Annotated in this window: 25 protein-coding genes; 1 reads left to right on the top strand and 24 read right to left on the bottom strand. The window is 52.0% G+C overall.

Annotated features, from left to right (window positions below; all coding sequences use genetic code 11):
• From argH to amrA, 9 genes are read right to left on the bottom strand one after another with little or no spacing between them, the layout of a single operon-like run.
• Entirely contained in the window at nt 1-1,419 is a 1,419-nt protein-coding gene (gene argH / locus PHF27_RS00550) for an argininosuccinate lyase (RefSeq protein ID WP_300064821.1), read from the bottom strand.
• A complete protein-coding gene (locus tag PHF27_RS00545; RefSeq protein ID WP_300064835.1) occupies nt 1,416-2,633 on the bottom strand; it encodes an argininosuccinate synthase in 1,218 nt (405 codons plus the stop codon). The genes argH and PHF27_RS00545 overlap by 4 nt, the downstream gene beginning before the upstream one ends.
• Nucleotides 2,634-2,647: 14 nt before the next feature.
• On the bottom strand, nt 2,648-3,580 hold the full coding sequence (gene argF / locus PHF27_RS00540; protein ID WP_300064817.1) for an ornithine carbamoyltransferase: 933 nt from the start codon (nt 3,578-3,580) through the stop codon (nt 2,648-2,650).
• Nucleotides 3,581-3,626: 46 nt separating this feature from the next.
• Nucleotides 3,627-4,826, bottom strand: coding sequence for an acetylornithine transaminase (locus PHF27_RS00535; protein ID WP_300064814.1), 1,200 nt, complete (start codon nt 4,824-4,826; stop codon nt 3,627-3,629).
• A gap of 12 nt (nt 4,827-4,838) precedes the next feature.
• Nucleotides 4,839-5,723: an acetylglutamate kinase gene (gene argB, locus PHF27_RS00530; RefSeq protein WP_300064811.1), complete on the bottom strand. Its 885-nt coding sequence runs from the start codon at nt 5,721-5,723 to the stop codon at nt 4,839-4,841.
• Between the two features lie 26 nt (nt 5,724-5,749).
• Nucleotides 5,750-6,958 (bottom strand): bifunctional glutamate N-acetyltransferase/amino-acid acetyltransferase ArgJ, encoded by a 1,209-nt coding sequence (gene argJ, locus PHF27_RS00525; RefSeq protein WP_300064808.1) that lies wholly within the window; start codon nt 6,956-6,958, stop codon nt 5,750-5,752.
• A gap of 28 nt (nt 6,959-6,986) precedes the next feature.
• Nucleotides 6,987-8,021 (bottom strand): N-acetyl-gamma-glutamyl-phosphate reductase, encoded by a 1,035-nt coding sequence (argC, locus tag PHF27_RS00520; RefSeq protein ID WP_300064805.1) that lies wholly within the window; start codon nt 8,019-8,021, stop codon nt 6,987-6,989.
• A gap of 58 nt (nt 8,022-8,079) precedes the next feature.
• Nucleotides 8,080-9,111, bottom strand: a complete 1,032-nt coding sequence (amrS, locus tag PHF27_RS00515) for an AmmeMemoRadiSam system radical SAM enzyme (RefSeq protein WP_300064801.1) — start codon at nt 9,109-9,111, stop codon at nt 8,080-8,082.
• Nucleotides 9,108-10,412 (bottom strand): AmmeMemoRadiSam system protein A, encoded by a 1,305-nt coding sequence (gene amrA, locus PHF27_RS00510; protein WP_300064798.1) that lies wholly within the window; start codon nt 10,410-10,412, stop codon nt 9,108-9,110. The genes amrS and amrA overlap by 4 nt, the downstream gene beginning before the upstream one ends.
• A 168-nt stretch (nt 10,413-10,580) precedes the next feature.
• Between amrA and PHF27_RS00505 the strand changes: the two genes are divergently transcribed.
• On the top strand, nt 10,581-11,378 hold the full coding sequence (locus tag PHF27_RS00505; RefSeq protein ID WP_300064795.1) for a biosynthetic peptidoglycan transglycosylase: 798 nt from the start codon (nt 10,581-10,583) through the stop codon (nt 11,376-11,378).
• Between the two features lie 39 nt (nt 11,379-11,417).
• On the opposite strand, the gene PHF27_RS00500 is transcribed toward PHF27_RS00505, so the two are convergent.
• The 15 genes from PHF27_RS00500 to infA all read right to left on the bottom strand — a co-directional run bounded on the left by PHF27_RS00500 (nt 11,418) and on the right by infA (nt 20,794).
• On the bottom strand, nt 11,418-12,311 hold the full coding sequence (locus PHF27_RS00500; protein WP_300064792.1) for a MurR/RpiR family transcriptional regulator: 894 nt from the start codon (nt 12,309-12,311) through the stop codon (nt 11,418-11,420).
• Nucleotides 12,312-12,343: 32 nt separating this feature from the next.
• The gene (locus tag PHF27_RS00495; RefSeq protein ID WP_300064789.1) at nt 12,344-13,000 is read right to left on the bottom strand and encodes a hypothetical protein; all 657 of its coding nucleotides are present in this window, start codon (nt 12,998-13,000) and stop codon (nt 12,344-12,346) included.
• A gap of 176 nt (nt 13,001-13,176) precedes the next feature.
• On the bottom strand, nt 13,177-13,569 hold the full coding sequence (rpsI, locus tag PHF27_RS00490; RefSeq protein ID WP_300064786.1) for a 30S ribosomal protein S9: 393 nt from the start codon (nt 13,567-13,569) through the stop codon (nt 13,177-13,179).
• 21 nt (nt 13,570-13,590) lie between these two features.
• Nucleotides 13,591-14,031, bottom strand: a complete 441-nt coding sequence (rplM, locus tag PHF27_RS00485) for a 50S ribosomal protein L13 (RefSeq protein WP_300064783.1) — start codon at nt 14,029-14,031, stop codon at nt 13,591-13,593.
• 101 nt (nt 14,032-14,132) lie between these two features.
• Nucleotides 14,133-14,930, bottom strand: coding sequence for a tRNA pseudouridine(38-40) synthase TruA (truA, locus tag PHF27_RS00480; protein ID WP_300064780.1), 798 nt, complete (start codon nt 14,928-14,930; stop codon nt 14,133-14,135).
• Nucleotides 14,927-15,733, bottom strand: a complete 807-nt coding sequence (locus PHF27_RS00475; RefSeq protein WP_300064777.1) for an energy-coupling factor transporter transmembrane component T — start codon at nt 15,731-15,733, stop codon at nt 14,927-14,929. The genes truA and PHF27_RS00475 overlap by 4 nt, the downstream gene beginning before the upstream one ends.
• Nucleotides 15,723-16,679 carry an energy-coupling factor transporter ATPase gene (locus tag PHF27_RS00470; protein WP_363320026.1) on the bottom strand — a complete coding sequence of 319 codons (957 nt, stop codon included), beginning with the start codon at nt 16,677-16,679 and terminating at the stop codon, nt 15,723-15,725. The genes PHF27_RS00475 and PHF27_RS00470 overlap by 11 nt, the downstream gene beginning before the upstream one ends.
• Complete coding sequence (locus PHF27_RS00465) at nt 16,595-17,431, bottom strand: energy-coupling factor transporter ATPase (RefSeq protein ID WP_300064774.1); 837 nt, start codon at nt 17,429-17,431, stop codon at nt 16,595-16,597. The genes PHF27_RS00470 and PHF27_RS00465 overlap by 85 nt, the downstream gene beginning before the upstream one ends.
• Before the next feature lie 156 nt (nt 17,432-17,587).
• On the bottom strand, nt 17,588-17,923 hold the full coding sequence (gene rplQ / locus PHF27_RS00460; protein WP_018703342.1) for a 50S ribosomal protein L17: 336 nt from the start codon (nt 17,921-17,923) through the stop codon (nt 17,588-17,590).
• 18 nt (nt 17,924-17,941) lie between these two features.
• Nucleotides 17,942-18,895: a DNA-directed RNA polymerase subunit alpha gene (locus PHF27_RS00455; protein ID WP_300064771.1), complete on the bottom strand. Its 954-nt coding sequence runs from the start codon at nt 18,893-18,895 to the stop codon at nt 17,942-17,944.
• A 55-nt stretch (nt 18,896-18,950) separates the two neighbouring features.
• The gene (gene rpsD, locus PHF27_RS00450; protein ID WP_300064768.1) at nt 18,951-19,586 is read right to left on the bottom strand and encodes a 30S ribosomal protein S4; all 636 of its coding nucleotides are present in this window, start codon (nt 19,584-19,586) and stop codon (nt 18,951-18,953) included.
• 23 nt (nt 19,587-19,609) lie between these two features.
• Nucleotides 19,610-20,002: a 30S ribosomal protein S11 gene (rpsK, locus tag PHF27_RS00445; RefSeq protein WP_018703345.1), complete on the bottom strand. Its 393-nt coding sequence runs from the start codon at nt 20,000-20,002 to the stop codon at nt 19,610-19,612.
• 22 nt (nt 20,003-20,024) lie between these two features.
• Complete coding sequence (gene rpsM, locus PHF27_RS00440; RefSeq protein ID WP_300064765.1) at nt 20,025-20,396, bottom strand: 30S ribosomal protein S13; 372 nt, start codon at nt 20,394-20,396, stop codon at nt 20,025-20,027.
• 14 nt (nt 20,397-20,410) lie between these two features.
• The gene (rpmJ, locus tag PHF27_RS00435; protein ID WP_300064762.1) at nt 20,411-20,524 is read right to left on the bottom strand and encodes a 50S ribosomal protein L36; all 114 of its coding nucleotides are present in this window, start codon (nt 20,522-20,524) and stop codon (nt 20,411-20,413) included.
• 51 nt (nt 20,525-20,575) lie between these two features.
• Entirely contained in the window at nt 20,576-20,794 is a 219-nt protein-coding gene (gene infA / locus PHF27_RS00430) for a translation initiation factor IF-1 (protein WP_018703347.1), read from the bottom strand.
• Between the last annotated feature and the right edge of the window lie 57 nt (nt 20,795-20,851).

Below are 20,851 nucleotides of genomic sequence, written 5' to 3'. Positions count from 1 at the left end.
TTATATATCGTTTTTTGTATACATGTCAAGGAAGCTTTGTTGTTTTCGGATAATTTCTTCCGCAGCTTCCATGGCCAGCTTTACCTGTGCTGGAGAAGTGCCGCCGAAGGAGTTGCGGTTTTCCACGCAAGTCTCCACCTTAATCGCCTCTAAGATATCCGCCTCAAAAAGCGGTGAAAACTGCTGGAACTCGGCGATGGACAAATCCATCAGCCATTTTTCCTGTTCGATGCAATACCGCACCGTCTTGCCGACTACTTCGTGAGCCTGGCGGAAGGGCAGCCCTTTTTTCACCAGATAATCCGCCATATCGGTGGCGTTGGAGAAGTCATGGCGCACAGCCTGCTCCATCTTTTCCTGGCGCACCCGCAAACCGCGAATCATCGCCGCATAGACAGCCAAGCTGAATTTAATGGTATCAATGGCGTCAAACAAGCCTTCCTTATCTTCCTGCAAGTCCTTGTTATACGCCAGCGGCAAGCCTTTTACCGTCGTCAGCATCGCCATCAAGTGGCCAATGACCCGGCCGCTTTTGCCGCGCACCAGCTCCGCCATATCCGGGTTCTTCTTCTGAGGCATGATGCTGGAACCTGTGCAATGAGCATCATCAAGCTCAATAAAAGCAAACTCCGCTGAAGACCAAAGAATGATTTCTTCACTGATCCGGGATAAGTGCACCATCAGAATGGAGGCGAAAGAAAGAAACTCCAAAATGTAGTCGCGGTCGCTTACAGCGTCCAAGCTGTTTTGGTACACTTGCGCAAACCCAAGCTGCTCCGCTACATAGTGGCGATCGATTGGGAAGGTTGTGCCTGCCAGCGCCCCCGCCCCCAAGGGCAGAATGTCCGTCCGGCGCTGCACGCCCTGAAGGCGTTCAAAATCTCGCGCCAGCATGAAAAAGTAGGCCATCATGTGGTGGGAGAAAAGAATCGGCTGCGCCCGCTGCAAGTGCGTATAGCCAGGCATAATGACCTGCAGATTATTCTGCGCCGCCTCTACAAAAGCCTTTTGCAAGTCTTCCAGCAGTTTCGCAATTTCGCCGATTTCCCGGCGTACATACATGTGCGTATCCACCGCTACCTGGTCATTGCGGCTTCGGGCCGTATGCAGCTTGCCGCCGACGGCGCCGATGCGCTCAGTCAGACGCTTTTCGATATTCATGTGAATATCTTCCAAGGATACTTCAAAAGAAAAATTACCGGCTTCAATATCCGCCAGGATGTCTTGCAGCCCTTGGCGGATGGTGGCAGCTTCAGCGTCCGTCAGAATGCCGCAACGCGCCAGCATAGCCGCATGGGCCATGCTGCCGGCAATGTCTTCTCGATACATTCTCTTATCAAAAGAGATGGAGGAGTTAAACTCCTCCATCATGGCGTCGGTCGTTTTGGTGAAACGTCCACCCCACATGCTCTTACTCATTTTATACCTGCCTCTTTTTTCATCAAGGCCCGCACTTTAAGGGGCAAGCCGAAAAGATTAATGAAGCCAGTTGCGTCGGCCTGGTTATATACTTCGTCGCGTTCAAAGGTAACAAATTCTTTGCTATACAGAGAGTAGGGGGATTTAGCCCCTGCCGCCATGATGTTGCCTTTGTAGAGTTTGAGTCTTACTGTGCCTGTAACGGTTTCCTGAGTGCTGTCAACGAAAGCTGCGAGAGCTTCCCGAAGCGGTGTAAACCACATGCCGTCATACACGAGTTCGCCATAGCGGATCGCCACGCCTTCTTTGTAATGCATGGTCTGACGATCCAGGCAAAGGTATTCCAGTTCGCGATGTGCATAGTACAAAATGGCTCCGCCTGGGTTTTCATAGACGCCGCGAGATTTCATACCAACAAGACGGTTTTCCGTGATATCGGTAATACCGATGCCGTTGGCAGCGCCGATTTCATTGAGCTTGGTCAAAAGTTCAACCGAAGCCAATTTTTCGCCATTAACGGCCACTGGCAGGCCTTTTTCAAAATCAACTGTTACATATTCAGCTTTGTCAGGCGCAGCTTCCGGCGCTTTCGTGACAAGAAGCATTTCGTTTTTAGGCGCATTCCACGGATCTTCAAGATCGGCCCCTTCATGGCTCAGATGCCAGATGTTGCGGTCCATGCTGTAGGTCTTATTGCTTGTGGCTACTGGGACATTGTGTGCTGCCGCATAAGCAAGGGCATCTTCACGCGAACGGATTTCCCATTCACGCCAAGGAGCGATGATTTTTAACTGCGGCGCCAGCGCCTTGATGGTCAGCTCAAAGCGAACCTGATCGTTGCCTTTACCTGTAGCGCCGTGGGCAATAGCGTCAGCGCCTTCTTTTTCAGCGATAGCCACCATAGCTTTAGCGATCAGCGGCCGGGCAAAGGAGGTGCCCAGCAGGTATTTTCCTTCGTAAACAGCGCCGGCTTTCAGCGTCGGCCATACATACTCTTCCAGAAACGGTTTTACCAAGTCTTCAACGTAAATTTTGCTGGCGCCCGAAGCAATGGCTTTGTCCCGGACGACGTCCAGCTCGTCCCCTTGGCCGATATCGGCACACATGGCGATGACTTCGCAGCCATCGTAGTTTTCTTTGAGCCAGGGAATGATTACCGAAGTATCCAGGCCGCCCGAGTAGGCCAATACCACTTTTTTAATTTTACTCATTATAACTTCCTCCTCGCTTATTCGCCCATTACCAGGGCCATGACGGCTTTTTGCACATGCAGCCGGTTTTCCGCTTCGTCAAAGACTACCGATTGCGGACCTTCCAGAACGTCTTCAGTAATCTCTTCGCCGCGATGCGCCGGCAGACAGTGCAGAACAATGGCCTTTTTATCGGCCGCAGCCAGCACTTGCTGGTTAATTTGGTAGTTTTTGAAAACGGCCTGGCGCGCCACCTGTTCGCTCTCCATGCCCATGCTGGCCCAGACGTCCGTGTACAGCACATCCGCTCCGGCGGCTGCTTCCAGCACGTCTTGCGTCAGTTCAATGCGGCTGCCTGTTCCTTGAGCCACCTGCTTCGCCGCAGCCACAATACCCGCGTTCGGCTCGTACGCCGTAGGGGTGGCCACGGAAATATCCATGCCGAATTTGGCGCAGCCATGCATCAGCGAATGGACCATATTGTTGCCGTCGCCGATATAGGCCATTTTCAACCCTTTCAAGGAGCCTTTATGCTCTCGAATGGTCAAAAGGTCCGCCATCGCTTGGCAAGGATGCAGCCGGTCTGTAAGTCCGTTAATGACCGGAATATCCGCATACGCAGCCAGCTCTTCCACCTCAGCATGAGAAAAAGTGCGAATCATAATGCCGTCCAAGTAGCGCGATAGCACACGGGCCGTATCTTTTACAGGTTCGCCGCGGCCAATCTGAAGATCATTGGCGCTTAAAAACAGCGCCTGCCCCCCGAGCTGCCACATGCCGACTTCGAAAGAAACCCGGGTGCGGGTGGAGGATTTTTGGAAAATCATACCCAGCGTTTTACCGCGCAAAATAGGATGCGCTTCCCGCCGCTGCTGCTTTTCTTTTAGATCTGCCGCCAGATCCAGCACCTGTTCCAGCTCTTCCGTAGACCATTCCTGTATTGATAAAAAATCCCTGCCGTATAGGCTCATGGCTATCCCTCGCTTTTTCCATTATACAAAGATATTCCTTACGCTGTCAAAACGCGCCGTGTTCTTTCAGCACGCCGTCCAGAACAGCGATCACTTCTTCTATATGCGCCGCAGTAATATTAAGCGGCGGTACGAACCGCAGCACGTTGCCTGCGGTGCAATTGATGATGACGCCTTTTTCCAGGCAAGCTTCCACAATGCCTCGTCCCTGACCGGCCAGCTCCGCGCCCACAATCAAGCCGCGCCCCCGAACCGTGGTAATGACGCCCGGATATTTTTGCGCCAGCTGCCGCAGTTTGTCCTGCAGCAATTGACCCAGCTTGTTGGCATTATCCAGCAATCCTTCTTCCTCCATGGCTTCCATGACAGCCAAAGCCGCCGCGCAAGCCAGCGGATTACCGCCAAAGGTGCTGCCGTGATCGCCGGCATGAAATGCCTGCGCCACTTCTTCTTTAGCCAGGAAAGCGCCAATCGGCACGCCGCCAGCCAGTCCTTTAGCCAAAGTGACAATATCTGGCGTAATCCCTTCTTGCTCATACGCAAAAAAGGTTCCTGTTCGGCCAACGCCGGTCTGAATTTCATCAAAAATCAGCAGCGCCCCATGCTTATCGCAAAGCTCGCGTACCGCTTTTAAGTACCCTGCCGGCGGTACATGCACGCCGCCTTCGCCTTGAATAGGCTCCAGCAATACCGCGCAGGTCTTAGCCGAAACCGCCGCTTCCATCGCCGCCAAATCACCGAAAGGCACATGGGAAAAGCCCTGCGGCAATGGCTCATAGCCTTTTTGGTATTTTTCCTGTGCTGTCGCCGTCAAGGTCGCCAAGGTGCGCCCATGGAAGCTGTGCTGAGCCGTGATGATTTCTACTTTGCTCTCGCTTTGCAGCTTGCCGTATTTACGCGCCAGCTTCATCGCTCCTTCGTTCGCTTCCGCGCCGCTATTGGCGATAAAAACGCGTTCCAAGCCGCTGCGCTGGGCCAGCTTTTGCACCAGCTTGGCCTGCACTTCCGTATAATACAGATTGGAGCAATGGATGAGTTTTCCCGCCTGCTCCGCCACTGCCTTCACCAAGCCAGGATGTCCGTGTCCTAGAAGGTTGACAGCAATACCTGCCAAAAAGTCGAGATATTTTTTACCTTCGTTGTCGTATACATACGGGCCTTCGCCGCGTTCCAAAACGATGGGGTATCTGGCGAACACCGGCAGATAATACTGCGCATCCAGCGCCATCACTGCATTCTTGTTCATGTTCTTTCCTCCTTAGCGCACCACTTCGCTGCCAATACCGCCGGAGGTAAAAACCTCCAGGAGCAGCGAATGCTGCTGGCGACCATCAATGATATGCGCTTTTTTAGCGCCGCCTTTCAAAGCGCGCACGCAAGCTTCCACCTTAGGAATCATACCGCCGTCGATGACTTTATCAACAATCAACGCCTGCGCTTCTTCAAAGGTCAGCGTGGAAATAAAGCTGCTCTTATCGTTGAAATCACGATAAATGCCTTCCACATCGGTCAGCAGCAGCAATTTTTCAGCCGCCAGCGCCCCGGCCACTTCACCAGCTACCGAGTCAGCGTTGATATTGTAGCTTTCGTAATTTCGCCCGACGCCGATCGGCGCAATAACCGGAATGTAGCCTTTATCAAGCAGATCGTGAATCAGCTGCGTATTGACGCTGGCCACATCGCCTACAAAGCCGATATCCACTTCTTTAATCTCGCCGTTTTCATGGACTTTGGCCAAATGTTTTTCCGCCACAATCAAATCCGCGTCCTTGCCGGTCAAACCGACCGCTTTCGCGCCATGCTGATTGAAAAGGCTTACAATTTGCGAATTGAGTTTGCCTACCAGCACCATCTCCGCCACTTCCACCGTTTCTTCATCGGTGACGCGCAAGCCGCTGATAAATTCCGACTGCTTGCCAACTTTTTTCAGCATCGCCGTAATCTCCGGACCGCCGCCATGTACCACAACAGGCTTCATGCCCAAGCATTTCATCAGTACAATATCCTGAATCACGCTGTGCTTGAGTTCTTCATTCACCATGGCGTTACCGCCGTATTTAACAACAATGGTTTTGCCCACAAAACGCTGAATATAAGGCAGAGCCTCAATCAATACACCGGCTTTTTCTGCTGCTTCCATCATGTTTATTCGTCTCTCCTTTAGGCGGCTCAGGTATGATACTCGCCGTTGATCTTAACATATTCATAAGAAAAGTCGCAGGTCCAAACCGTAGCTTCCGCAGAACCCACGCCCAGATCCACCGTTACAACGATATCATGCTGCTGCATCACTTTCTGCAGCACTTCTTCGTCTGTATCAGCCTTCATGCCGCCCTTAACCACTTGCTCGGCGCCCAGCCATACAGCCAATTTTTCCGCATTGATATTGGTTTCGGAATAACCTACCGCCGAAACAATGCGGCCCCAATTGGGATCCTGTCCAAAGAAAGCAGTTTTCACCAAGGGAGACTTGGCAATGGTCATCGCCGCCTTTTTGGCTTCATAGAAGCTGATGGCGCCCTTCACCTGAACTTCGAGGAACTTCGTCGCTCCTTCGCCGTCTCTGGCGATGGCTTTGGCCAAGAAGACGCATACCGCGTGCAGCGCCGTCAAGAACGTCATGTAATCTTCCGTATCCACCCGGTCAACAACTTCATTGCCAGCCAGACCGTTGGCCAATACCGCTACCATGTCGTTAGTGCTGGTATCGCCGTCCACACTGATCATGTTAAAGGAAACCTGGATGCAATATGCAAGAGCCTGCTGCAAAACAGGCTGTGAAATAGCTGCGTCAGTGGTAATAAACGCCAGCATAGTCGCCATGTTGGGATGAATCATGCCCGATCCCTTAGCAACGCCGCCGATGCGCACTGTTTTACCGCCTAATTCCAACTCCACCGCAATGGCTTTGGAAAAGGTATCGGTCGTCATAATGGCCTTGCCGGCGTTCTTCTCGCCGTCCACGGAAAGCTCGGCCGCCGCTTTCACAATCCCTTGCTTCACTTTATCCATGGGAAGCTCCACGCCGATCACGCCGGTAGAAGCCACAAATACTTCGCTGGCGTCTACATTCAGCGCTTTAGCCGCTTCCGCCGCCATCGCTCTAGCGTCAGCCAGGCCCTGTTCGCCTGTGCAGGCATTGGCGCAGCCGGCGTTGACCACAATGGCTTTCGCCTGGCCTTTGGCCGCCACTTCTTTAGATACAGCCACAGGCGCCGCCGCCATGGTGTTCAAGGTGAACGTCGCAGCCGCTGTAGCCGGCACGTCGCTGACAATCAGCGCTACATCCTCTTTACCGCTTTTCTTAATGCCGGCTTTTACGCCTGCCGCTTTAAACCCTTTAGGGGCAGTAATACTGCCTGGTATTTCTTTCAACATGCTATGGTTCCTCCTCTAATTTCCTTGCTTAGGGATACACGGGGGATAATTCCAAGCCGGTTTTTTCCGGCAAGTTGAACAGAACGTTCATATTTTGCACCGCTTGACCGGCAGCGCCCTTCACCAAGTTATCAATAGCCGAAAGAGCTACGACACGACGGGTCCGCAGATCCACATGCCAGCCCAAATCGCAGAAATTGCTGCCCCGCACGGCTTTGGTGGCCGGATAACCGCCACGTCCCAAAAGGCGCACAAAGTATTCTTGGGCGTAAGCCTCTTCATAAGCTGCATCCACGGCTGCCGCTTCCACGCCGTTTTTCAAGCGTGCATAACAAGTGCTGAGAATGCCTCGCGCCATGGGAATCAAGTGCGGTGTAAAGCTCAGCACAAGCGACGTCTTAGCCAAGCCGCCCAAGGCTTGCTCGATTTCCGGCGTATGCCGATGCCCGCCCACATTGTAGGCTTTCAAGTTCTCATACATTTCGCCAAAATGACTGTTCAGGCTCAACGAACGTCCCGCACCGGACACGCCGGATTTAGCGTCCACCACAAGGGAATCCAATTCCACTAAGCCTTTTTTCACCAGCGGCGCCAACGCCATAATGCTGGCCGTTGTATAACAGCCGGCATTGCCGACAATTTTCGCGCCGCGAATGTCTTCCCGGTACCATTCGGTCAAGCCGTATACCGCCTTGGCGTCCTTGTGCGTATGCGGCACTTTATACCAGGCTTCGTAAATCGCCGTATCTTTAAAACGATAATCAGCGCCTAAATCAATAATTTTGACGTCCGTCTTCTCCAATCGTTTACCTACCGCCATGGCATGACCGTGAGGCAGCGCGATGAAAAGCACATCACTGTCAGCCGCCACCTCATCCAAGGCTTCCATGCTGACCAGCTTGGCCTCCTGCACCGCTTGCAAGTGCGGATATACCTCCGCAATGGACTTGCCGGCGCTGCTCTCCGAAGTAATATAACGAATATCCGCTTCCGGGTGTCCTCCCAAAAGACGTAACAATTCCGCTCCTGTGTACCCGGTAGCGCCAATAATGCTTACTTTCATCTTTCCCATACCTCCTCACGTCTATGTTAAATAATTATACATGTATATGAATATTAATTCAAGTGCTTTCTGCAGGAGTAAAGTGAATTTCACCAAAAACATCACTTTGTTTACCACAATTCCTGCAGCTTTTTTCCGGCGTCAGCCAATGCAGACGGCGCTGTCGGTCCAAGAGGGGCGCTCCGCAGCCGCGGCAGAAGGTACGCTCGCTAGGGGCGTGCGGCATATTGCCAATATACACATAAGGATGCAAAACTGCTGCAGCCGCCCAAATTTCTTCAATCTCCGCAACAGATGGCCCTGTCTCCCGACAATGCCAGGCCGGATGATAGCGCGTCAAATGCCAAGGAACGGGGCGCGACAATCCCTGCAGCCAGGAAACGACTTCCGGCACCTGAGCCAAAGAAACGCCAGCCCTTGGCGCTAAAAGAGTTGTAACCTCCACATGCGCAGAAGCGGAAGTTAATTCAATCGTGCGCTTCACTGCAGCCAAATTCCCGCCCAGTTGTTGATAGGCGGCTGCATCCCAAGCCTTAAGGTCAATGTTCCAGGTGTCAACCAACGGCAGCAATTGCCGCAGCGGCTCTTCTTCAATCATGCCGTTGCTCACCATCGCCACAACCATACCGCGTTCTTTGGCCAATGTCGCCGCTTCCAAGACATATTCAAACCAAACCAGCGGCTCCATATAGGTAAACGCCAAACCGCAATTCTCCCCGCCAAAACCCGCAGCCGCCTGCAGCAATTCTTCCGGCGTCAATTGTCGGGCGCGGCTTCCCGGCGCCAACTGGGAAATCTCCCAATTCTGGCAAAACGGACAGGCCATATTGCAGCCCCAGGAGCCTACGGAAAAAATTGCCCCGCCGGGATGGAAATGGTAAAATGGCTTTTTCTCCATCGGATCCAAAGCTGCCGCGCTAACAAGTCCGTAAATCAAACTGCGCAAACGCCCTTCCCGTACCCCTCGGGCACGGCAGCGTCCATCCGCTCCTTCCTTCAGCAAACAGTGATGCGGACACAGCAGGCAGCGTATGCGTCCGTCCGCTGCCGATTCCTGCCATAACGCTTCTTTCTGCACCGCCGCGCTCATACGCCGTACCTACACACGCGAAATCGAAAAAGTTCTACAGCTGCCGTCTCAGCAATACCTGCCTTGCGTTTAGCAATACGCAGCTGTTCCTCCACGGTATCCACTCCTTCCAAGTCCGGCAGCAGCAGCCCCCGGCGAGGCCCTTGCTGTACAATCACGCCGTATTCTTTCGGATCAAGCTGCGTCTCGCTCGCCACCTTTTCCGGTTCCGAAAGAACATCCACCGATAGTTGCAGGGTTTGCAGCTCTTCCTCTCGCACTGGCTCAAAACGCGGATCTTCCGTTGCCGCCAGCACGGCATTGCGTATAATCTCCGCTGCCAAGGATGGCTGCGTTGGCGCAAAGGTGCCAATGCAGCCGCGCAGCATTCCTTCCTTCTTTAGAGAAACAAAAGCAGCGCCTGGACGATTCCATTCTGGGGGCAGTTCGGTCGGCTCCGGCCATAGCGTACGCTGCTGCAAATAGTGGCGAATGCTGCGCCAAGCCAAGTCCACAGGCAAAGTCAACTGAGGATTCTCCTTCACCAAGGCCACGGCATAACCTACACCAAAAGGCGCTTCATACGAAAGCTGTCGTATAGAAGGTTTTGGTCCGCAGGCGCCCAGCAAAAACAGAATGGAGCGCAACCCGCACTCACCGGCTTCTTCCAGCAGTTCCCACGGTAAATGCAACAGCGTTTCCACATCTCCTTGACCTAAGGCCGCTACCACCTGCTTGTCAAACTGCGTTCCCGCCGGATGATACCCTGCAGGGGCATTTCGAGTCACGCGGTGCGATAAGTCTCCCGAGGCAATAACGGCCACGCGTTGGGTTCCCGCCAGAATGAGCCGCAGCAGCATTTGACCCATTTCATAGTACTGACGCTGCGCCAAGGCTCCAAAGCTTACGGTCACAACCTTTGCTTTACAACCTGCCTGCGCCAGAAAATACAACGGCACTAAGGCGCCATGATCTAGTTCCTGTTCCTGCTCTTGACAAGAAATTCCCCCACGCTCCCAAGCAGTAACTAAACTCTTAGCCAGCTCAGAAGCGCCATTCCAGCATTGCTCTTCCTGCGAAAAGCCAAAAGCCCTCAAGGATCCCTTTAAGCTCTCGCTGCCATTCACCGCAACCGCCCTTGCCTTGCCCGGCGCATGGGGCGATATGAGAACAAGCACGTCCGGCTCCCAAGAAGCAATCTCCCTAGCCGCCTCCCCGCACGCTTGCAAAGTGGCTGCGGCTTCCTTCTCTCGCCCCTGCCCAATCGCAGGGAGAAAAATTGGCGGATGCGGCAATAAAGCGCCGCCAAGGAACATGGTCATGATTGTCACGTCCTTTCTTGGTTTGCGTTTTTTGAGCCATTCCTATGCTTCCATCGCCCCTCTTTGCCCCGCTTCTCTGATTCGTTCTTTGCAGCCATTTTCCCGCTACACTTGGCAGCAAGGCTTTCGGAGTATAAAATAGTAGTAAGAAACGAAGGAGGGATCTCTTTGCGCCGCTTACGCTGGGGTCGTGTTTTACTTGTGTTTTTTTGTCTTGCTTTTCTGGGCGCGTTTCTTTCCTTTGACGGCTTATCTCCTTTAAAACAACAAGGACAGTCGCTTTTGCAAGAAGGAACTAGACAGTTGCCCAGTTTCGAATCAACCGGCCTGCCCAAAAACGCTTGGCAGCGCCTGCATCGGCTGATCTTTTTGCGCGACGCCGTAGCTGAGCAATTAAAAGAAAGGCCCCTTACGCCGCTGCGCGATATTGCGCTGCCCATGCAGCAAGCCTTAATCGCCGTAGAAGATCATCGTTTTTACCAACATGCCGGCGTCGATATGGAAAGCATCCTGCGCGCTTCTTTAGTCAATTTGCAATTTGGCGCTATTACCGAAGGAGGCAGTACCATCACGCAGCAGCTGGCCAAAAATCTTTTTTTAAGCCACGAGCAAACCATGGGGCGCAAGGCGGAAGAGTTTGCCTTAGCCTTGCTTTTAGAAGCTCGCTTCAGCAAAGATGAAATTCTTGAACTGTACTTGAACACCATTTATTTCGGCGCTGGAGCTTACGGCATTCAAGAAGCATCCTCGGTTTATTTCGGCAAATCCCCCGCTTCCTTGAGCCTGGCGGAAGCCTCTCTCCTGGCTGGTCTGCCCCAGGCGCCGTCGCGCCTCTCCCCTTATAATGATTTTGACGCCGCCAAAAAGCGGCAATCCATCGTCTTAGCCGCCCTGAGCCGTTATGGCTATATTACACCCGGAACCGCCACAGAAACGCAAAACACGGCGCTGCGGCTGCGGCAGTAACATATAAAAAAGCCTCGCTTCCAAGAAGCGAGGCCTTTTTTATACCCGTTTCACCAAAAGAGCCTTACGCGTCTTGTCCAGAGTTTTTAAAAACTCATCCTGCCTGCGCATGGCCAACGATACATACAGTACGTCCACAATGTAAATTTGCGCCAGCAGATTTTCAATCGATTCACTGCGATAGAAGCTTTCCGGCGTAGAAGTAATGATTTTGATATCCGCTACCTTCGTCAACGGCGTATTATGCTTGCCGGTAATGCAAATCGTGGTAGCCCCTGCTTCCTTGGCTTCCTTCAGCGCATCCAAGATCACTTTGCTGCTGCCGGAGCTGCTGATTCCCACCGCCACATCGCCTGGCGCCATAAGAGACGCCGACATAACCTGAGCGTGAGCATCTTCAATACACTGAGTATAAAAGCCCAAGCGAAAAAATTTATGGTAGGCATTTAACGCAACACAGCTAGTGTTGCCCACACCATAAAAGTCAACGCGTTTAGCTTTTTCCAACGCATCAATCGCCATATTCAGCTGGTACATGTCCAGCACTTCCCGCGTTGCATTAATGGACAGCACATGTGACTCCGCCAGTTTCAAAGCTACATCCGAGATATCGTCCTGCTCGCTGATGCCTTCATGAATATGCTCTAAAGGACGTATAAAATCCTTGGCAATGATCAGCTTCATTTCCTGATAACCGCTAAGACTAATCTGCTTGCACAGATTAGTTACCGTAAACTGGCTGACTTTGCAACAATCCGCCAGTTCCGTAATGCTCAGCGAGACAATACTGCGCGGATTTTTCAGGACATAATCGGCTACCAGCTTGGTCCGTTTTCCCAAATGATGATATTTCTCTGCAATGCGACGCAACACCTCATTTTCGGGCTTGTCGCTCTGCGATTGCAGCTCATCTCCCTTTCGTTCCTCAGTCATACCAGTTCACTACCTTTCTCCCCGTTGTACCGTCAAAAAAAGTTCTTAATATCTTTCCAGCTGCCGCTGCGCATGCCGTCGCCCTCGCGGGTTTTGCTAAGACGCTCAATAGTAAATTCGCGAATATACGTATCGCCGCTAATATTGGCAATGTCTTTTACCAGACGGCCCTCATCTTGAATATTGAAGACCAAAAGCGTAAACCACTGCGGCTGTTTGACAGGCTCGGTCTTAACGGCAACACCCATCGTAACCGGGGATTCCCGCTCTTGAAATTGCCGGGTAAGCCGACGATCATACGTAGCAAAGGGCATAGCCTTAGGATGCTGAATCAAGGCATATACTTCCGGAAAATATTCTTTAAACTCTTTAATTTTTATGCCCATGTTAGGCGTAAACCGCTGAATCTGCACGGGCGATCCCGGTTTTTCATTGACATAGGTAACTTCCATTTGAATCCCCAGGCCATTGCGGCTGAAGTTGTGAGTATACGAAGCAATTTTCGCTTTGCGCTTGCCTTGAGCTTCCCAATCCAGGCGGCTCCAAGTCTGGTTGTCTTCATCAATAATCATGCGGAAGTCGCCATACTGTTTGGCAATGGTTTCCTTCGTATCGTCAAGGCTGGCAAACGCCACTTGCGCTGTGCCTAAAACTGCTACTGCCACCAACGCAGATAAATAACGTTTCATCTCTAGATCCTCCTCTTCCTTTTTAACCTTCTCCAAAATTGTTCTATTTGTAACATATTAGACTTTTTTCGCTTAAATCCTGCTGCCGCGAAAAACTATGTCGGAAAAATTGCACAAACCGCGGCATAAAAAAAGTCCAGGAAAAGAATGCTCTTCCTGGACTTTCTTGTTGCAAATTAACGTTTCGAGAACTGCGAAGCTTTGCGGGCTTTTTTGAGGCCGTATTTGCGGCGCTCTTTTTCGCGAGGATCGCGGGTCAAAAGACCAGCTTTTTTCAAGGACAAGCGAAGTTCGCCGTCAACCTTGAGCAAAGCGCGCGCGATGCCATGCCGGATAGCGCCGGCTTGGCCAGTGGTGCCGCCGCCTTTTACGCTGGCGACAACATCATATTTACCGAGAGTTTCTGTAACGTCCAAAGGCTGTTTTACGATGATTTCCATCGTCTTACGGCCAAAGTATTCGTCAAGCTTACGCTCATTTACTACGATATTACCTTCACCGGGGATGAGACGCACCCGCGCGACGGAGGTTTTTCTACGGCCAGTGCCGTAATAACTAACTGCTGCCATGATATGGTCCTCCTTTCCGTATTACCGTACGTTGATTTCAAGTACTTCAGGCTGCTGTGCTGCATGCGGATGCTCCGCACCGCGGTAAACCTTCAGCTTGCGGTACATCTGACGGCCCAAAGTATTCTTCGGCAACATGCCTTTAACTGCCAATTCCAGAACGCGTTCAGGCTTGTCAGCCAGCATTTTGCCAGCCGTAGTGAACGTCGTACCGCCAACGTAACCAGAATGACGGAAATACGTTTTCTGTACCAGTTTTTTACCGGTAAGAACTACTTTTTCTGCATTGATAATGATGACAAAATCACCAGTATCCACATGAGGAGTAAAAATGGGTTTATTTTTGCCGCGCAGCACTTTTGCTACCTCGGCTGCCAAACGGCCTAACGTCTTGCCTTCAGCGTCTACGATGAACCATTTACGATCCACTTCGGCCGCTTTAGCCATAAACGTGGTTTTCATGTGCGATTCCCTCCCTGTTGCTCATGGCTTCATTATGATTTCCTACCTAATGAGTTCCGGGGCTAATGGAATTCATGGCAAAATCTCATAAAGTAATTTTATTAAAAGACGTCCCTGCTGTCAATACCCTGGAAAAAGTAAATTTCATTTTTAGCCCATTGATAAAAAATCTTTTGCAAAAATAATCCTTGCGGCGGCGCTGTCGGCGGCGCCAAGGAACGATCTTTAGCCTTAACCAACGCGGCAAATTCATCGACAAGCAGCTCGCCTCGGCCAACCGCTGCAAAAGCGCCGACCAAATTCCGCACCATATGGTATAAAAAACCATCGCCGCAAACATGAAAGGTCAATAAGTTTCCTTCCGCCTGCCAGCCGGCGCTGAAAATAGTTCGTACCGGCTGCACTGGCGCACTGCCTACGGCGCGAAAGCTGGAAAAATCATGCTGCCCCAAAATATATTCCGTAGCTTTCTCCATGGCGGCCACATCAAGCTTTTTAGTTACCATCCAAGCATAGTGACGGCCAAAAGGGCTTTCAGGCGCATCATGACGCAAACGATACAGATAGCGTTTGGCCACGGCCGATCTACGCGCGTGAAAAGACGTATCCGCGTCTTCCGCCGCCACCACGGCGATATCCGCTGGCAGCATCCCCCGGGCCGCTCTAGGAATGCGTTCTGCTGGAATGCGTCCTTCCGTATCAAAATGGACAGTTTGCCCCCAAGCATGAACGCCGGTATCAGTTCGGCCGGCGCCGGTCATACGCAGCTGATGCCCAAAAAGAGGCGCCAAACGCTCCTCCAATACCTGTTGTACCGCAAGCGCGTTCTGTTGCCGCTGAAATCCGTGATAGGCGCTACCGTCGTAAGCCACCGTCAATTTTAAACGCCGCGCGGTCATGGTTGCATCCCCCAACGCAGCCAGACCAACAGCAAGGCAAAGAGCATCAAAAAGAGAGCCGCCACGGCATCCTGCCGTCGATACTGCAACGGATGCATGCGGGTCCGGCCTTCGCCGCCTCGATAACAGCGGGCTTCCATGGCTGTAGCCAGCTCGTCCGCCCGCCGAAAGGCGCTGATGAATAGCGGCACAAGCACTGGCACCAAATTCTTTCCCCGCCGCAGCAAAGAGCCGCTGGAAAAATCAACGCCTCGGGCTTCCTGGGCTTTAATAATGCGCTGCGTTTCCTCTAACAAAGTCGGGATAAACCGCAGAGCAATGGTCATCATCATGGCCAGCTCATGCGCCGGCAGGCCCCAGCGCTTGGCAGGACGCAGCAGCGCCTCCAAGCCATCTGTCAACGCAATAGGCGAAGTAGTAAAAGTTAAAAGAGACGACGACACGATCAAAAGCGCCAGCCGCCCCGCCATACGCCCGCCTTGCTGCAGCCCTCCGTCTGTTACCGCAAAGGGTCCCCAGGCAGCCAACGTTTCCCCTTGGCCGCTGAAGGCATGAATCAGTACGGTAAGCAGCAAAATCGGCCAGAGTGGTTTCAAGGAACGAAGGACAAGGCCAACGGGCAATTGAGCGCTCAGTATCAACACCGCCAAAAAAACTAAAAAGACGCCATAAGAAGCAGCGCTTTCCAACAAGAAAATGATCAGAATACACCCTAAAGCCCCTGCTATTTTAGTGCGCGGATCTAAGGCGTGCACTGCCGAATTCCCCGGGAAATACTGCCCGACAAGAAGGTTATTCAACATGAACTTGACCTCCTTGCTTCCGGAGAATGGCTGCAATTTCCTGGGCCGCTTCCTTCGGCGTAACTGCTTGGCTCGCCTTTAGCGGCAATCCCGCTTGCGTCAAAGCACCCATAAGCTTGGTTACCCCTGGAGGCTCCAGGCCGCAAGATTTGAGCAGAGTTCCTTCTTCTTGGAAAATCTGCTGCGGCGAACCGTCTAGTAAAAGTTGTCCCTGATCCAACACCAAAAGACGCTGCGCCAAACGCGCCGCGTCCTCCATATTGTGCGTTACAAGCAAAATTCCCATGCCGGTTTCCGCCTGCAGCTGCAACAGCTGCCCATAAATTTCATCGCGGCCCTTCGGATCCAGACCGGCAGAGGGTTCGTCTAAAATCAAATATTCCGGACGCAAAGCAAGAATACCAGCTAGAGCCACCCGGCGCATCTGCCCTCCTGATAATTGAAACGGAGAACAAGGTCCATGCTCTGCTTCATCCAAGCCAACCAGCTTCATCGCCCAGGAAACCCGCCGCGCCACCTCTTCTTCCGGCAAACCGGCATTGCGCGGTCCAAAGGCAATATCGGCGCTTACGGTTTCTTCAAACAACTGGTGTTCCGGATACTGAAACACCAAGCCCACGCGCCGTCTAGCCGTCTTAGCGGCTTCGCTCCCGCCGCTAAACTCACAGCCGTCCAAAAGAACCTGTCCTACGCTCGGTTTTAGCAGACCCGCCAGGATTTGCACCAACGTAGATTTGCCGGAACCGGTATGTCCAATCAAAGCCACTCGCTCTCCTGGAGCTAACTCCAAGTTTAAATCGCGCAGTGCGTCTTGGGCAAAAGGAGTTCCAGGCGAATAGGTATGTTGTAGTTGTGTTACCACTAGGGACATAATGCTTTCACCAACGCTTCGTCTGTAATTATAGGGCTTGTTGCCGCCAACAGCCCCTGCTGCTGCAAATGCCAAGCTACTTCCGCCGCCACGGGCACATCTAAGCCCATTTCTTTCAAGCGAGGAACCTGGCAGAAAATTTCCTCCGGCGTCCCGTTCGCTACGATTCGCCCCTTGTCCATAACAACGACCCGATCAGCGGCTACTGCTTCTTCCATAAAATGAGTAATATAAACAACAGTAATGCCCTGCTGCCGATGCAAGTCGCAAACGGTTTGCAAAACCTCCTGGCGCCCTTGGGGGTCCAACATCGCTGTTGGCTCATCCAACACCAGACAAACCGGCTGCATGGCTAATACACCGGCAATAGCAACCCGCTGCTTCTGACCTCCGGACAGCAAATGCGGCGCATGCTGACGATAGTCGCTCATGCCCACTTGCGCCAAAGCTTGCTCAACCCGACTAACAATTTCCGCTGTGGGTACGCCAAGATTTTCCGGCCCGAAGGCCACATCTTCCTCTACTAGCGTCGCCACTAGCTGGTTGTCGGGGTTTTGAAACACCATGCCAACCTGTTGGCGAATCTGCCAAAGTTGCTCGGCTTCCCTCGTATCACGGCCTGCTACCAAACAGCGTCCTTCGGTCGGCAAGAGCAGGGCGTTCAAATGCTTAGCCAGCGTGGATTTACCGGAACCGTTTGTACCGATGATGGCTACAAACTCTCCCGGCTGAATCACCAAATCCACCTCTGCCAAAGCATAGGCAATTTCATTTTTAAGGCCCTGATAGCTATGACTTAGCTTTTCCAGGCAAATGAACGGTTCCAAACGTTTTCTTCCCTTCCTTGGTTTTGCCATCGACAAGTTAACCACAAAAATATTCCGGTTTACTTATACGACAAAAACAGGCACGAAAAATCACACTAACAGATGATCTTCCGTGCCTGTGGCAAAGAAAGGCGACCATCCGGTCGCCCCATGCAGTTACACCAACTCGAGAATCGCCATCGGCGCAGCGTCGCCACGACGGGGGCCTAATTTCAGCACCCGAGTGTAGCCACCTTGCCGTTCTGCGTATTTCGGGGCGATGGTGTCAAACAATTTCTTCGTAACTTCTTCGTCTACCCAGACCAACACTTGACGACGGGCATGAAGGTCACCCTTTTTCGCCAAGGTAATCATTTTTTCAGCCAGACCGCTGACTTCTTTGGCTTTCGCCTCAGTCGTCTCGATGCGCTCATGCGCAAAGAAGGAAGTCAGCAGGCTGCGGAAGAGCGCCTTACGGGCGCTAGAATCGCGTCCCAGTTTACGATAGGCCATTCTTCTCGTCCCTCCTCCTTATTCTTCCGTTTCCTTAAGACCTGATCCCAGTTCTACAAGCTTTTTCTTCACTTCTTCCAGGGATTTACGGCCCAAGTTACGGACTTTCATCATATCGTCTTCCGTTTTTTGCGTCAGCTCAGCTACTGTATTAATGCCAGCCCGCTTCAAGCAGTTATAAGAACGTACCGATAAATCCAGATCTTCGATGGTCATTTCCAAATTGGGGCCGTCTTCCGGCTCCTTGGCAAAACCACTTTCCGGTCCTTCTTCTTCCGGCACTTCGCCTGCCATGTTTTGGAAGAGTTTCAAATGCGCAATCATGATCGTTGCCGATTTACTGATTGCTTCTTCCGGCTTGATGCTGCCATCGGTCCATACTTCCAGCGTCAGCTTGTCATAGTCAGTTACATTGCCAACACGAGTGTCAGCAATGGCATAATTGACGCGCTGAATCGGCGAAAAAATGGAATCGATAGGAATCACGCCAATGACATGATCGCTTTTCTTGTTCTTATCAGCCGGAACATAGCCGCGGCCTTTTTCAGCGACAATCTCCATCCGCAAAGAAGCACCTTGGCCAACGGTGGCAATATGCTTTTCCGGGTTGAGGATTTCCACGTCTGAACTAGCGATAATGTCAGCTGCGGTAACACTTTTCTCACCATCGACTTCAATACGAAGTACAACCGGCTCGTCAGTGTACATTTTTAAACGCAGCTCTTTGAGATTGAGGATGATGTCGGTGACATCTTCCCGCACTCCGGGAACTACGGAAAACTCATGATCCACGCCTTCAATGCGCACAGAGGTAACTGCCGCACCAGTCAACGACGATAACAAAATGCGCCGTAAACTATTACCGAGGGTAGTACCATAACCGCGTTCCAATGGTTCACAAACAAATTTGCCATAGCGATTGTCTTCACGGCTTTCGACAATTTCAATTCTTGGCTTTTCGATTTCCATCATTAGGAAGCGACCTCCTCTTCGCGCGTTGCTACTACGCTATGCCACAGAAAGGACATTAACGCGAGTAGAGCTCGACGATGAGATGTTCCACGATGGGGCAGTCGATCTCTTCTCGGCTGGGGAAGCGAGCCACTTTGGCGCTAACCGCCTCAGGGGTCACCGTAACGTCTTCAACCCATGCAGGAACTGTCTTGCTGCCGTAAGTTTCAATCATCATTTTGATGATCGGAGATTCCATACTGGTTTCATGTACAGCAACTACGTCGCCAACACGAACCTGGAAGGAAGGAATATTTACCCGACGGCCGTTCACAGTCATGAGACCATGACGAACCAACTGGCGAGCTTGGTTGCGGCTAGCCGCAAAACCCATGCGGAAAACCGCATTGTCTAAACGACGCTCCAGCAGAACCAGCAAGTTTTCACCGGTAATACCTTTAGTACGCTCAGCGCGATCAAAGTATTTCCGGAACTGACCTTCCAGAATGCCGTAAATCCGGCGGGCTTTTTGCTTTTCACGCAGCTGCAAGCCATATTCCGAAACCTTTTTACGTCCTTGGCCGTGCTGGCCGGGAGCGTAGGCACGTTTCGTGAACGCGCACTTGTCGCCATAGCATTTATCACCTTTGAGGTAGAGCTTCGCGCCTTCACGGCGGCAAAGTCTGCACACAGGACCCGTATATCTAGCCATTCCTCTTCAACACCTCCCGAAAATTATACTCTTCTCCGCTTGGGCGGACGGCAACCGTTATGTGGAATGGGAGTAACGTCCTTGATCAGGTTTACTTCCAAACCAGATGCCTGCAAAGAGCGGATCGCCGCTTCACGTCCTGATCCAGGACCCTTTACAAACACTTCCACCTGCTTGAGACCATGTTCCATAGCTACCTTGGCAGCGGCTTCTGCAGCCATCTGTGCCGCAAAAGGAGTGCTCTTGCGGGAGCCGCGGAAACCAAGGCCGCCGGCACTAGCCCAGGAAAGAGTATTGCCTTTGGTATCGGTGATGGTGACGATGGTATTATTGAAAGTAGAGCGGATGTGAGCATGACCATGCTCAACGTTTTTCCGTTCTCTTCTTTTGGTTCTAACAACTTTTTTCGCTACCACGCGTGTTTCCCTCCTTTACGGATTATTTTTTCTTCTTGGCGCCAACAGTCCGCTTAGGACCTTTGCGAGTACGGGCATTGTTCTTCGTGTTCTGTCCACGCACAGGCAAGCCTATGCGATGACGGCGGCCACGGTATGAGCCAATCTCAATCAAACGCTTGATATTGAGCTGCTGTTCACGCCGCAGGTCGCCTTCGACCTTGTAGTTTTTGTCAATCAGTTCACGAAGTTTAGCTACTTCTTCTTCCGTTAGATCCCGGGTGCGAGTATCAGGATTGATTCCCGCTGCAGCCAGGATTTCACTGGACAAAGTCGGCCCAACTCCATAGATGTATGTCAAAGAGATTTCCACGCGCTTATCGCGCGGCAAATCCACACCGGCAATACGTGCCATCGAACAGCCACCTCCTAACCTTGTTTTTGTTTATGCTTCGGATTTTCACAAATGACCATGACATGGCCATGACGCTTGATGACTTTGCATTTTTCGCAAATGGTCTTCACCGAAGGTCTTACTTTCATTTGCCTTGGCCTCCTTCTCTGCGCAGCCCGACGGGCTGCCCCGTTATCCGCCTATTTAAAGCGATAGGTAATACGGCCGCGCTTCAAATCGTACGGTGTTAATTCAACAGTAACACGATCTCCCGGCAGGATGCGAATAAAATGCATCCGAATCTTACCGGAAACATGCGCCAGCACGACATGTCCATTTTCCAGTTTAACTTGAAACATGGCGTTTGGCAATGCCTCAACTACCGTACCTTCTACTTCAATTACATCTTGTTTGGACACGAGATCTCCCTCCTCGCCCGCTTCTTACACCTGTTGTGCCATCCTGCCCGCAATCCG

This window comes from Anaeromusa sp. (assembly GCF_028691475.1).
Classification (GTDB): Bacteria; Bacillota; Negativicutes; order Anaeromusales; family Anaeromusaceae; genus Anaeromusa.
Note: the sequence above shows the minus strand (reverse complement) of the source record. Positions and strands in the feature narration are given on the sequence as shown.